A 14,701-nucleotide genomic window follows, 5' to 3' on the forward strand; every position below is an offset into this window, starting at 1 on the left:
CTGTAAAGTGAACGATTATCTTTTGTTTGTAGATACCGAAGCCTCGGGCTTGCCGCTTAACTGGGATTTGCCTTATTCGGCAACAGATAACTGGCCTTCGGCTGTGCAAATTAGCTGGCTAATTTGCACAGCCGAAGGCCAGGAAGTTAAGCGCGAAGACCATTACGTTCTGAATACCGATTTTATAATTACACCTAAAGCCATGGAAATTCATGGTATTAATCCTGGTATTTTAAGTGTTAAAGGCGAGGAGCGTGCTACGGTAATGCAAATGCTTGCTAATGATTTAAATGAATATAAGCCTCTAGTAGTAGGTCATTTCATAGAGTTAGATTATCACATTCTGAGTGCCGATTTTTATCGTGCTGGGTTAGATAATCCGCTAACCAACCTACCCATGTTTTGTACTATGCTGGCTACCACCCAATTGATTTGGACGCCCATGCCCAAGAGTTTGCTGTTAGGCGATTTATACGCTTTCTTATTTTATAAACCGCTGCAAAATCAGCACAATGCCCTTTCGGATGCCAAAGCTGCAGCGGATTGCTATTTCGAGTTAATGCAGCGCGGAGAAATTAATACTAAACTGGTAGAAAAGCAGCAAGAACAGACCAGTATTAAAAACCTGAAAAAAAAGTCGGGTAAAATGCTGCAGGTATTTATTCCATTAATAATTTTGATGCTGATCGTTTTATTAGCGCAGCATTTATGAACGAGCGAGTACAATATCTGCAAAGTATAGTCCCTTTTAATCAATTACCTGTAGATGTGCTGCAAGGCTTGGCCGAGCAGTTACAAGAGGTAAGCTACAAGAAAGACACGGTAATTTACCAGCAAGAGTCTACCAAGCTCAAAGGGGTAGACATCATAGTAAAAGGCGAATACGAATCTTTTTTTTACGATAGCACACAAAACAAACGGCTGATAGAGCATCACACCGAAGGCTTTTGCTTTGGCGGGGTGTCAATATTACTCAATCGGAGGCAGTCTATGCGTACAGTAATTGCCAAAAAAGGTACGCTTGTTTATTTTTTGCACCGTAAAGATTTCAGGGCGCTTTGTAAAGCTTACGAGGATTTCTTCCTGTATTTTACGGCCGAATTTGGCAAGCGAATGCAGAACGAAGAGTTCGTTCATTTTTTTAAACGGCCGGCAGCGTTTGAAGAAAGCTATATGGCCGCCGACCAGGTGTATTCGCGCAGAATTGAAAGTGTAGAATATAGGCCTATTGTGCAGTGTACCGAGAATACACCTATTTATAAAGCGGCCGCTAGCATGGCTGCCAACAAAGTGAGTTGTCTTTTTGTAACCGATGAGCAAAAGCAGATTAAGGGATATGTAACCGATATTACGCTCCGCGATAAAGTGATTGCACAGCAGCGCAACGCTGCCGACCCCGTAGGCGAGGTGATGGACAACCCCATAGTAAGTATTGATATAGAGGCCTACGTTTACGAGGCTATATTGATGATGTTTAGTACCAAAACGCGGTATTTGCTGGTGGAGAAAAGCGGTGAGTATGTGGGCTTTTTAAGCCGTAACAAACTACTGAGTGAGCAGGCGCAATCACCGCTGGTGTTTATACAGTCGGTAAAATCGGCCATGTCTGATGATGAGTTGAAACGTAAGTGGGACTCTGTTCCGCACTTTGTTAACCAATTACTCGAGCGTGGTGTAAATGCGCAGATTGCCAATCAAGTCATCAGTACTATAGCCGATACCATTGCCCAAAAAGTAATTGAAAACGTCATTGAATCGGTAGGCGAGCCGCCCGCTAAATTTGTGTTTATGGTGTTGGGAAGTGAAGGACGTAAAGAGCAGACGTTTAAAACCGACCAGGATAATGCCATTATTTATGAAGATAAAGCCAACGAGCACCGCGAAGAGGTAAGGGCCTACTTCCTGGAGTTTGCCGAACAGGTATCCGGCCGGTTGAATGCCATTGGCATTGCTTATTGTACCGGCGGCTTTATGGCACAAAACCCAAAATGGACGCACTCCTTATCTCACTGGAAGCGCAATTATTTAAACTGGATGGCCGAGTCGCTGCCCGAAACGGTCATCAACTTTTCTACATTTTTTGATTGCAGGTTTGTGTATGGCGATGCTGGTATTATGGATGAATTGCATGCCTTTTTAAATGGAGAATTGCAAAAACCGATGGACAAGCTTTTTCATAACATGGCCGTTAACGCACTACAATACGAACCACCGCTTACCTTTTTTAATACCATCCGCACATTTACTAAAAATAAGCGGGAGGTATTCGATATCAAAAAAGCCATGACGCCTATTGTTGATTTGGTGCGTGTTTATGCGTTAAAGCACCGGGTGTTTGAAGTAAATACTGGCGAGCGCATGAAAGCCTTGCGGCAGTTAGAGGTATTTTCTGAAACCGCATACCACGAGCTATCCCAGTCGTATTATTTTTTAATGAGCATGCGTCTTAAAAAGCAGGCTACACAAATAATCTATGACAAAAGCGCACCTGATAACTATATTGATTTATCGGGCTTAACAAAAATTGAGCGGGTAACTCTGAAAGAAATATTTAAGGTAATTGGCAACTTCCAATCTAAAATAAAGATGGATTTTACCAACAGCATTCTTTAGTACCACTTCAAACGGTTGTTTTTAGTTTAAGTCTTTGCTTACCATAGTCAATAATAGCGGCATATTGCATCAAAATATCGCCGCCCAGCACACCTAATACTTGTGGGTGATTTAGCTGCGCATAAGCCTGGTTAATGTTAGACAAATCGAGTACGGCTACTTCAAAATTAGCTAGCTGTAGCCGGCCAATCTTAAACTCGGGCAGCACAGCAGTATATGATTCCATACTGAGTGTACCTAAACCAGCCGAAACCCGGTTGGTAGATTGTACCGTAATTCTTTGGTCGGCTGCTAAAAGCAGGTCATGATCAAACACCGTTTTTGAGGCGCCGGTATCCAGCACTACCTTATAATTCTTTTTATAAATTTTTACGTTTACCAACAAATGGTAGCCGTCGTCTTGCAGGTCAATAATTTCAAGAGGAATATTTATCGTCATAAATTTGCCTTAAAGGCACTTTTTTTGAGGCGGCAAGTTACTCAAAGCATTTAAAACAAAACGGGCTGCCCAGTAATAAGCAGCCCGTTTGATATTTGAAAAGTGATATCTAGAACGGATAACCGATGGCAAGGTTAAATACCACCTTGTCTTTAGCGTTGTCAGCGTTATAAGGACGAGACAATGGGAAACCAAAATCAGTACGCAATACCAGCACACTGGCATCAAAGCGTAAACCCGCTCCTACGTCGGTAGCTAACTGCTTGTAAAAGTTTTTGTTAAAGGTACCACCAGGTAAGGTTGCATAGCTTTTGGCATTCCAAACGTTACCTGCATCAAAAAATATTGCACCGTATACAATGCTGAATAAATGCGGCCGGTATTCCAGGTTAGCTTCCAGTTTGATATCACCCGATTGATCTCCGATAAAGCCGTTAGGATTAGCTGATAAAGGATTTACTGTGCCTGGACCAATTGAACGTGCGCGGAAACCGCGTAAACTGTTGGCGCCACCTATAAAGAATTGCTGGCTGTAAGGTAAAATGGTGGAATTACCATACGGCAGACCGGCACTGGCAATAAGCCTGGCTGCAATGGTACTTTTAGGGCCTAGTTTATGAAAAAACCTTAATTCGTTCTCGAGCTTTACATACTGGTTATAGGGAGTTCCAAATAACGTTTTCACTTTGCCACCAATGGTATCTGCACCGCTTAGTATACCTAACAAATTACCCGATAAACCTACACGGCCATTATAAAAAATAGTGTTGGTACGGTAAGTTTCGGTAGTGTTTGTGTAGGTATAACTGTAGGTAGGTCCAAAGGTAAACTGTGGCTCAATCACGTGTTTTAAGGCCGGATTAGGTGTCGTCCTGATACTATCAGTATAAATCTTACTAACGCTTGCAGGCTTTACATAAGTAACACTCAGCAAATTCAGTTCATGAGACTTGTGAGCATTCTGTCGCCACTGATAACCGAAAGAGCCGTTAAAAGAGCTTAAATTATAAAGCTGACTACGGTTAATAATAGAATAACCTAAACTGGCATTGGTACGCGGAATAAAAGCATTATCAGCCTTGAAATTAAACGGACTGATAAAGCGAGGCCATGACAATGTTGTTTGAATACCCACCTGCGACAGTGCATATCCACCATTGCTTGCAGCAATCTGTCCGTCGGTACTGCCAAACAGTGTTACGGTCAACGCCTCTGCTCCTTTAAACGCATTGCGATGGCGCCAGTTAATATTTAATTGCGTACCGTTATAGTTTGCCGAAGTGGTGCGAACCAAGGCGTCAAAAGACAGGGTTTTGCGTGGATACTGCGTTAAAAAGTAAAATACGTTAAGCTTAGACGAATCGGTAGAAACATCCTCAAAGCGGTTTTTTACAAACTTAAACGGCCCTAGCTCAATGAAGCGGTTGAGCGAGTTGTTATGATCCGTGCGGTTGTAAAGTTCGCCAGGGTGCAGTAAAACAGTATTTTTAAACACAAATGGTCTAACTGTGCGCCGTCTGCGATCAACTATGTTGTACCAACGATATGCTTCAGCGGAATCCAGCTTTAAAGCGGTATCACGGAGTGAATAATTAGGATAAACGTAGATCTTATTGATGGTGTACTGCTGTCTTGCCCTGTTGCTTACGTCATCTTTAACTTTCATGTTGGCATCAATAAGATGCCCTGCTATCGTAGTGTCAAAGGCGCTGAAAATGAGATTTTCGGGTGCGAAATAATAAAAACCTTTCTCTTTTAAGCGGGCATCAATACGTAAGCGTTCTGCTTTAATATTGTCTAAGTTATACTGGTCGCCTTTCTTTAAAATAGTTTCAGACGCGGTTGCTGCCAGCGCTGTATCTAAAGGTGATTTCCCGGTAGGGAAGTTGATATTACGGTAGTGGTAAGATGGACCTGCCGTAATACTATAAACTGCCTTAGCTGTTCGGTTTTTGCTAACGGTATCACCGCTTACCTGTGCTTGAAAGTAACTGCGGTTTTGCAATCTGTTTTGCAAAATGCTGCTGTTTTGTGTCAAATCAACGGTGCTAGCTAAAACGGGTGGTTCGCCAAACTTGGTGTTAAGCCAGTGTTTAAAGCCCTTGGTTTTAGTGGTACGCGTTTTTTGATAAATATATAATTTGAAGCGGAAAGGGCCAATCTTGCCGTTGGGCTGAGGGCGCAGCAAGCCCTGCAGGTCACTTTTCAAAATGCTCTTTTCGCTTTTGGCCAGGTCTTTATCTGTAAACTGTATCTCGGCACCGGTATACAGCTTTTGGCCTGCAGGCAGATCTTTAGTAGTGCTGCAGCCACTTGCAAATAAAGCCAGTATTATTAATGAATAGGCTAAGTTTTTAGTCATCGGTTCTTTTGGTCGAATCGGTAGTCTGCTTCGGCTGATCGGCAGGCTGTAATTCTTTTTCTTTTTGTTGTTGTTGTTCTTTCTGCTCTTTTTCTTCGCGTTTCTTTTGTCTCAGCGCAGCTTTTTCTTCACGGTTGTTCTTAGAAAATATCTCCTTAAACCGGTTGTAATCAACATTAAGGGTGAAGCCAACGCCGGTTTCAATTACCTGTCCCTGTATCACCATGTACTGGTCGCGGCGGTAAGCACGCAGCATATACCGGCCGTCTTTAGTAAGGCGGTAATTTACCGACACATTGCCCGCTATGGTACTTGAGCGCTGCCCAGGTTGTTGACGGCCTTCTAACTGGAAGTTGTTACCCACAGTTACCGTCAGCCTGTCGTTCAGGAAGCGTTTAGATAAACCCACGTTTAAATCCGTTCGGTTTTGCTCTACCCCGGTAGAATAGTCTTGGCCCGATTGCAGGTCGAAATTTAAATCGAAACCTGCTATCATGTTACCGGCCAGTTTGTTTAGCTGGCTGGATAGTAAGCTGCTTACGCTATTGCGAATAGTGCCTTCAACACCTCCGCTGCCACCCTGGCTTTCAAACGGATTATCACCCACAAAGTGCCCTAACACCAATACGCCTAATACCTGTTTGTTCATCTCGTTAGGGTCACGCCTAATTTGTGTTAAGCGGGTGTTCACTGCATCAACTACCGTTTGCGGCACTGTATAATTGCTGTCAGGCAATACGATATCAAAGCTTATTTTAGGCGTTAGCAACTGATCCTTCATGTTTAAATTCACATTAAACGGAAGGCGTTGCTTGTAAACGGTGCTTGCTGCATCTGTTCCGCTCGAGTAATCTTCAACCAAATCAATAGGAGGTACGTTGGCTACATAAATAGCGGTTAAGTCAACTGTGGCATTAGTAGGGTCGCCATTCCAAACTATGCTGCTGCCCCGTTTAAACCTAAACAAACGACTTACCGGACCATATGATAACTGATAAGAGCCCTGGTCAACCACATAGGTGCCTGTTAAGTTAATCTTACCGCTTGGATCAATACCCGCGCTTAACTGTGCATCACCTTTAATATGCACCACGTCACCGTTGCGGTCATCTATTACGATGTTGAAATTGGCATTTTTACTCACTTTTAACGTGGCATTTAAATCTAACCCCGTCACTTCCGATTTACGCAGCGAGTCAAGCTGCTTAGCTACCAATATCGAATCGAGATTAGGTTCCTTGCTCACAAATTCTACCACGCCTTTCCGGTCTTCAATGCTGGGGTCGGTAGTGGGCAGCACAAAGGTCATGTCGGTTTTGTCGTTTACGGTAAGGCTGGCGTCCACAATAGGCTTGCTCATGTCGCCGCGGATCTTAACCCGGCTATCCACATACAACTGACCATAAAAAAGCTTGTTGTCCGCACGTGTAGAGTTAACAGCCCTGAAATTGTCCATGCGCATGTCAATGCCAAAGCTAAAGTCGGTGTAAGTTTTGGTGTAAACCGCACCTGTAACCACAGCTTTGTTTCCGGTAGAGTCAACCAGCGTAAAATCATTAAAACGTATACCTTCGTTGTTAAAGCTTATACTTTCGTTAGGCATCGTAAAGTATGAGTTAAGCATTGACACGTTGAAGCCAACCCGGTTAAATTTAACATCGCCGCGTACATTAGGCGCACTGGTAGTACCAGTAATTTTCAGTCCGCCGGTAATATTACCGGTTGCCCGCCTGATATTGCCAAAACTGAAGCCTTCAATACTTTTCATGCTTAGGTTTACAATATCCAGGTTCATATCCATAGTACCCGGATTAGCTCCGCCGGTGTAATACAATCCTTTTAAGTCAACCTGATTACCTTTACCGGTGATGCTTACATTGGCTGCATAAGCATTGGCGGTCTGGTTATTTACTTTAACAGCAATATTGCCTACCGTATCCCCTCTAAAACTGAAGTTGCCAACGTTCATATCGGCTACAATAACGGGTGAAGCTTGTAAGTTGCTGGCTACCGCGCTACCGTTGATGGTACCGCCCACCAGTAAAGTATCCTGCTGGGCCAAACGGGTAAGCGTTTCTATACGGAAGTTGTTAAACTGTACTGTTAATGGCGCGTTGAGTTGTTGCGGATTGCTGTTAACACTAAGCACCTGGTTGTTGTTGGTGATGGCAAAATCGCGGGCCAGTATGCCTTTGCTTCCAAACTGCAATGCGTTGTTAGGGTTAACGGCCCAGGCCATATAATCAAGCAGTAAGCCGTTTTGCAAAAAGCTAAACTGGTACTCATTAGGCAATACGCTAAACACGCCTGCAATGCGGTAACGCTCTTTTTTTGCCGCATCGCGTACTTGCAGGCTTAAGTTGAGCTTGTCGTTTTGGGCATTGCCGGTTAAACTTGGATAAAGCAATTTTAAGCTTGAGCCTACCTGTATCTGGTCAAAGGTAAGGCTATAATTAAGCGCATTGCTGGTGTTGATGTTGAGTTTGCCGTTACTAATAACGTTGGTGCCATACACAATGCGAGGCATGTCGCCATTAACCAGTAACAGGCCACTTTGGCTGTCAAACCTACCGTTAATTAATACCGGGTCAAGCTGCTTCAAATCGGGTACAAACTGCGTTACCAATGGCGTTTTAACAATACGCAGGTCAAAGTTAAATTGCTGCGGTGTATACGGCGGCGCTTTGGCAGCTTTACGCTGAACAGCCGGTGCGGCCGCAAGTGCAGTATTAAAGTACTTGTTAATATTATCCTGCAAAGCAGTGCCTATTTGGGTAAGTTTATACTTACCACCCAAGTGTGCACTTAAAAAAGGTGTATTTAAACGCAAGCTGCTGCTATCGGCGTTAGCAGTTGATACCAGGCTAACGGTATCTAGCTGAATGCGTTGACCTTTGTTAACTACCAGCATGTCGGTAAGCAATACACTACCATTTAAAAAGTCGGGATCTGCGGTAGGCAAGTCAGCTACTATCTTACCATGAAAGTGCATATCGTCTTTTACAAAGCCAAGCTTCTTCAAATTAATGCTGTCAATCAGTGCGGTGGCTTTTACCGACGGATACTTTTTGTTCAGGTTAGCTACTGCATTTAAATTAAAATTGAGGTTAGGGTCGCGCATGCGGGCATTAGCTACATAACTGCCGTTACGGGCACTACCTTTAGCAATGAGGTTGCGGTAGGTGTAACCTTGAATTTGCGCGCTTACTACGTTAGCATCAAATTTAACATTGAGATGCTTGGGGTCGGCACCCGAACCTTCAATATTCGAGGTGAGTGTTAAGCGGCCAACGGTCTGCGGCTGTTTGATTAATGCACCGGCATTCAGGTTGTTAGCCCGCACTTTGGCCGAGTAAACAATCTTGTTAATATTAGTTGCATTTTTAACATTGGCTGTTAAATCTAAATTGCCATAGCTCGAGCGCAAATTCATTTGCGTAGCCAGGTTGGCCATGCTGCCTTTAAGTTTACCCTGTAAGCTCATTCGTTCGGGTATGCTTACGCTTGGCGGAATGGTTCCGCGTGGAGCCAGCCGGTAAATGTCATTACGGGTGGTGGTAAAATCGGCCACGTTTACATCAAAGTAGGCCTTATCAATATCAGGCATGCCCCGCACAATGCCCGAAGTTTTAATATGAGTATTAGATAACCCTGACAGTTCAAAGTTAGGAATGCGCAAATCATTTACCTTGCCCATCACCCGGCCATTGATGCGCAGCACGGCATTAGGCGTACTTTTAAATGGTTCCATGCTGGCCATGGTAGGCATTAGCAGCAATACATCACGTAAACCCAGGCGGCTTCCATCCAAATTGGCATTAATGCTTAACTGGCTGATGTCTTTACTCAAGCTTTCAATGCTTGGGTACGATACTTCTAAATTACGCTGCAAAATAGTTTGCGGTGTAGCAACATATAAATCTTTCAGGTAAGCACTCTTAGGCCCGTACATAAACTCAGTACGGAACTCTTTTAAGTTAAACCCGCTCTTATCACTCATCGTAAATTCATTTACCTTACCCGAGATGGTGTCGGTAGTATAATTTAGGTTAGTGATATCAGTATTCAGGTTTTTAATGTCCATGTGGTTAAAATCAATGCCTCTGCGCAGTGCCGGCATGGCATCATTATCAAACCTGATGTCGTTATTAGATAAACTGATCTGACTGATATTGGCCCGCCATGGCATGGTGCTTTTTGGCGCCGTTACCAGGGTATCGAGTTTTTTGGCGCCTTTCTGCACTGCTTTAACAACAGATTGCGGCTTAGCCAGACGTAAATGAGCTTTGGTGTCGTTTAGGGTAATATTCTTTACGCCTATACGCTGGTTCTTTAAGTCTATCTTATCCATCTCCACCAGCAATTTGCCCAGGGTGGTAACGGTCGACATCTCGTTGGTGCGATAGTCTACCTTTATCTTGGCTAAATCAATGGTACCTAAATCCAGTTTGAGGTTAAGTGGGGTAGTAGCCGTATCAACCGCATTGGTTTGTGCAATGCTCGACCCTACAGGTGTCTGGATAATGCGTGTATTTACATCAGATACTGTAATTTTAGGGATAGCGAACCGCATACTATCCAAATCAAATGTTTTAATACGGGTATCAAAATGGCCGAGCCAGAAGCGCACATCGTTGCCGGTAGTTGCGTCCTTGTAGGCTAACTTAATGCGATCCAGAATGACCTTATCTATCGAAAACTTCATGGTCGAGGTGGTATCCTCGGGTTTAGGCTCCTTTTTTTGCTCACCTGCAAAAGCCTTTATAATATAGTCGAAGTTAAAAGTACTATCAGAGCCACGATTTATTTTGGCCGTGATACCTTGCAAATTAATCTCATTGATCTCAACTTTTTTGTCGAGCAGTTTAAGCAGGCTGATGTCTACCTTTAATTTATCGCCGGCAATCAGGGTGTCGCGTTTTTGATCTTCAAAGTAAACATCTTCTAAAACAAGCAGTTTAGGCAGGCCTAGAGTAATATGGCCGATTTCAACTTTGGTGTGTATTTTTCCCTCCAGAAAATTAACAGCTTTGTTTTTGGCAAATTGCTGTACGGCGGGTACCTGTATTAAAACAAATACAAGCAACACCAAAAAAATGACACTCGCAACTATCCAAAGTATGGTTTTTAAAGCTATACGTCCAAATTTTTCCAATTTATGTGATTTTTCGTGATGTAGTGATGCAGTGCTTAAGCTCTTGCAAACATTATGCCTCCGGCTCTCCTAAAAGTGGTAGGAGGTGTGCTGTACTTAGAAACTTACATTGCTCAAAAAGGTTTGTGAAAAAGGCTCTTTTGTTGAAAAGTTATGTTTTTTGTCAATAATTATTTACCGCCAAATTAAGCCCGCCGGGGCCGTTTTTAGTATCTTTGCAAAGCTGCAAAGGATAAGTTATGCCCGATTTTTCTCATTTACACGTACATACCCAGTTTTCATTATTAGACGGTGCTGCCGACATCTCCAAGCTGTATAAAAAGGCAGCTGCCGATGGCATGAAAGCGCTGGCCATTACCGACCATGGCAACATGTTCGGAGTGTTTAAGTTTGTAGCTGAGGCTGCTAAGCACGGAGTAAAGCCGATAGTGGGCTGCGAGTTTTATGTGGTAGAAGACCGTCATAAAAAGCAGTTTACCAAAGAAAAGAGAGATGTTAGGCATCACCAGTTGTTTTTGGCTAAAAATGCCGAAGGCTACCGTAACCTCATTAAGCTTTGCTCATTGGGGTACATGGAGGGCCTGTACAGTAAATGGCCGCGTATTGATAAAGAACTGATTTTAAAATATCATAAAGGTCTTATAGCTACTACCTGTTGTATTGGTGCTTCGGTTCCGCAGGCTATTTTAAAAAAATCTGAAGAAGAAGCTGAGCAGGAATTTAAATGGTGGCTGGATTTATTTGGCGAAGACTACTATATAGAGGTACAGCGCCACGAAATACCTGAGCAGGAAATTATTAACAATACGCTGCTTAAGTTTGCCAAAAAGCATCAGGTAAAAATCATATGCTCAAACGATTCGCATTACGTTGACCAGCAGGATGCCAACGCACACGATATTTTATTATGTGTAAATACCGGCGATATGCAGAGCACCCCTATTGCAACCGATGATGAAGGCGGGAAGGGCTATCGTTTTGGTTTCCCGAACGACCAATTTTATTTTAAAACGCAGGCCGAAATGGGGCAGTTGTTCCATGACCTGCCCGAATCATTAGATAACACCAACGAGATTGTTGACAAGGTAGACGTATTGAAGTTAAAGCGCGACATTATGTTGCCCAACTTTCCGATACCGCCTGAGTTTCAGATACACCAGGGAGCCGAGTCTGATGTGCTTAACCAGTGGGAATATTTAAAGCACCTCACTTATACTGGCGCCCGCGAGCGCTATCAGGAAATTACCCCTGATGTGGAAGAGCGGATCAATTTTGAGCTGTTCACCATCAAAACTATGGGTTTTGCCGGGTACTTTCTCATCGTGGCCGACTTTATTAAAGAAGGCAGGAACATGGGGGTGTTTATCGGCCCGGGCCGTGGTTCGGCGGCTGGTTCGGCGGTGGCTTATTGTATTGGTATTACCAACATCGACCCTATTAAGTATAACCTGTTGTTCGAGAGGTTTTTGAACCCCGACCGTAAGTCGATGCCCGATATTGATACCGACTTTGACGACTCCGGCCGTCAGCGGGTAATTGATTACGTGGTCGAAAAATATGGTAAAAACCAGGTAGCCCAAATTATTACCTACGGCTCGATGGCGGCCCGTACCAGCATACAGGATGTGGGCCGGGTACTGGATATGCCTTTAAGCGAGGTAAACGCCATGAAAAAGCTTGTGCCCGATACTTTGGGTATCACCTTAAAAGCGGCCATTGAGCAGGTGCCCGAGTTGCAAGCTATTAAAAGCGGGACCGATTTGAAGGCTACCGTGCTTCGCGAGGCAGAAAAGCTGGAAGGCTCGGTGCGAAACACCGGTGTGCATGCAGCAGGTATAATCATTGCACCGGATGATTTAACCAACATTGTACCGGTTGCTACGGCAAAAGACTCGGACCTGTTGGTAACGCAGTACGACGGCCGTGTAATTGAGGACGCCGGTGTAATTAAGATGGACTTTTTAGGTTTAAAAACCTTAACCATTATCAAGGATGCCCTGCGCCTCATCAAGCAAAACCACGATAAGGATATCGATATAGATTACATACCGCTCGACGATCAAAAAACGTACGAGCTGTACCAGCGCGGCGATACCAACGGGACGTTCCAGTTTGAAAGTGACGGTATGCAAATGTACCTGCGCGATTTGAAGCCCGATAGGTTTGAGGATCTAATCGCCATGAACGCCCTGTACCGTCCGGGGCCTATTGAGTATATCCCAAACTTTATTAAACGTAAACATGGTTTAGAGCCTGTAGCGTTCGATTTGCCCGATATGGAAGAATATCTGGGCGAAACTTACGGTATTACGGTATACCAGGAGCAGGTGATGCTTTTATCGCAAAAATTGGCGGGCTTTAGTAAGGGCGATGCCGACGTTTTGCGAAAGGCCATGGGCAAAAAGCAGATCGAGATCCTGAACAAAATGGAGAAACAGTTTATGGATGGGGCAACCGCCAAAGGGCACCCCAAAGATAAACTGACCAAGGTATGGACCGACTGGAAAGCATTTGCGCAGTATGCATTTAATAAATCGCACTCTACGTGTTACGCTTTCGTTGCTTACCAAACCGCTTTCTTAAAAGCGCACTATCCGTCAGAATATATGGCGGCGGTTTTAAACAACCAGAACAGCATCGAGAAGATTTCATTCTTTATGGAAGAAACCCGGCGGATGGGCATCAATGTGTTGGGGCCAGACGTAAACGAGTCGGATCTGGCCTTTGCGGTAAACAAAAAAGGCGATGTTCGTTTTGGCTTAACCGGTGTTAAAGGCGTGGGCGAAAAGGCTATTGAAAGTATTATTGACGAGCGTAATCAAAACGGCCCTTACAAATCGATGTTTGATTTTGCACAGCGCAGTAATACCCGCAACGTTAACAAAAAAGCGTACGAAAACCTCGTTTACAGCGGTGCCTTTGATAGTTTCGGTTTGTGCAGGGCACAGTTTTTTGCCAAAACCGAAAACGGCCTGCTTACCGGCGTAGAGCGTTTAATTAAATACTCTAACGATTACCAGAACACTAAAACCAGTTCGCAGTCGTCCTTATTCGGTGGCACCGTCGAGGCTTACATACCGGAACCTGCCATGCCCGATTGTGATGAGTGGCCGCTGATTGAAAAGCTGAAATACGAAAAGGATGTTATTGGTATTTATCTAACCGGTCATCCGCTGGATAATTACAAGCTCGAGCTCGAAAAATACTGCCAGAATAAAGTATCAGATTTAAAAGTGCTGGTAGCCATGCGTAACGGTGAGGCACCGCCAGAAACGATGGAACGTTTTGCGGTATTGCGTCGTATGGGCGAGTTAAGTATTGGTGGTTTGATGGCTAACGTACAGCACAAAATGACCAAAACCGGTAAGCCGTTCGGTACCTTTGTTATTGAAGATTATTTTGACAGTTACGAATTTGCCTTGTTTGGTGATGATTATATTAAGTTCCGTAATTTGTTAGGCGATGGTTATTTTGTTCAGCTTAAAGGCACGGTCGAAGAAAAGTATCGTCAGAAAGACAATTGGGATATGCGCCTTGCAGCTATTAACCTGCTGTCGGAGATGCGCGATAAAATGACTAAATCGCTTACGGTGTGTTTGCATCTGCACAGCCTAACCGATCAAATGGTGAGCCGCCTGGAGCAGATGGTGGAAGTGAACAGTCAGAAATACGACGTTAAAAATTGTACCCTGCGCTTTATGGTTAAAGATAGTGAGGATACCTTATTTATCGACCTGTTTTCGAAAACCTGCAAGGTAAACCCAAGCGACGATTTGCTGGAAGGTATTTATGGCCTAACCAACGTACAACCGCTTCTAAAATAAGAATAGTTGCAACGAATTAATTATCCGGATACTTAACCAGAATATCCGGATGATTACTTTTTCTTTTTAGATGCTTTGGCCATTGGGTTAAATTGCAGGCACAGGTTAATCTAATAAGGTAATTGCCTGGTTCCGGTCAGGCTTTACAGGGCAACAAAAACAAAATCTTTTACGGCGCGGTCATTTCGAAGTAATGGGGATGCAATGGCCCTGCGCCAATTCAGTTTCGGCTTGCTGCTTGCCAATGCAGCAAAGCACGGCATCCTTCTATACAGCTATACTAAAGCTCGTTATTCCTCATAAATGCT

Annotated in this window: 6 protein-coding genes; 3 read left to right on the plus strand and 3 right to left on the minus strand. The window is 43.9% G+C overall.

Annotated features, from left to right (window positions below; all coding sequences use genetic code 11):
• Window positions 1–7 precede the first annotated feature (7 nt).
• Entirely contained in the window at window positions 8–712 is a 705-nt protein-coding gene (locus tag AAGR14_RS06125) for a 3'-5' exonuclease (RefSeq protein WP_342647710.1), read from the plus strand.
• Complete coding sequence (locus tag AAGR14_RS06130; RefSeq protein ID WP_342647711.1) at window positions 709–2,613, plus strand: DUF294 nucleotidyltransferase-like domain-containing protein; 1,905 nt, start codon at window positions 709–711, stop codon at window positions 2,611–2,613. The genes AAGR14_RS06125 and AAGR14_RS06130 overlap by 4 nt, the downstream gene beginning before the upstream one ends.
• A 7-nt stretch (window positions 2,614–2,620) precedes the next feature.
• Here the strand turns inward: AAGR14_RS06130 and AAGR14_RS06135 are convergent, their stop codons facing one another.
• From AAGR14_RS06135 to AAGR14_RS06145, 3 genes are all read right to left on the minus strand, one after another.
• Entirely contained in the window at window positions 2,621–3,052 is a 432-nt protein-coding gene (locus AAGR14_RS06135; protein WP_342647712.1) for a retropepsin-like aspartic protease, read from the minus strand.
• 109 nt (window positions 3,053–3,161) lie between these two features.
• On the minus strand, window positions 3,162–5,414 hold the full coding sequence (locus AAGR14_RS06140) for a BamA/TamA family outer membrane protein (RefSeq protein ID WP_342647713.1): 2,253 nt from the start codon (window positions 5,412–5,414) through the stop codon (window positions 3,162–3,164).
• Entirely contained in the window at window positions 5,407–10,569 is a 5,163-nt protein-coding gene (locus tag AAGR14_RS06145) for a translocation/assembly module TamB domain-containing protein (protein WP_342647714.1), read from the minus strand. Before AAGR14_RS06145 ends, AAGR14_RS06140 begins: the two co-directional genes overlap by 8 nt.
• A gap of 239 nt (window positions 10,570–10,808) precedes the next feature.
• Here AAGR14_RS06145 and dnaE point away from each other — a divergent pair, with 239 nt between their 5' ends.
• A complete protein-coding gene (dnaE, locus tag AAGR14_RS06150; protein ID WP_342647715.1) occupies window positions 10,809–14,393 on the plus strand; it encodes a DNA polymerase III subunit alpha in 3,585 nt (1,194 codons plus the stop codon).
• Window positions 14,394–14,701: the final 308 nt, after the last annotated feature.

The sequence above is a fragment of the Mucilaginibacter sp. CSA2-8R genome, assembly GCF_038806765.1.
Taxonomy (GTDB): domain Bacteria; phylum Bacteroidota; class Bacteroidia; order Sphingobacteriales; family Sphingobacteriaceae; genus Mucilaginibacter.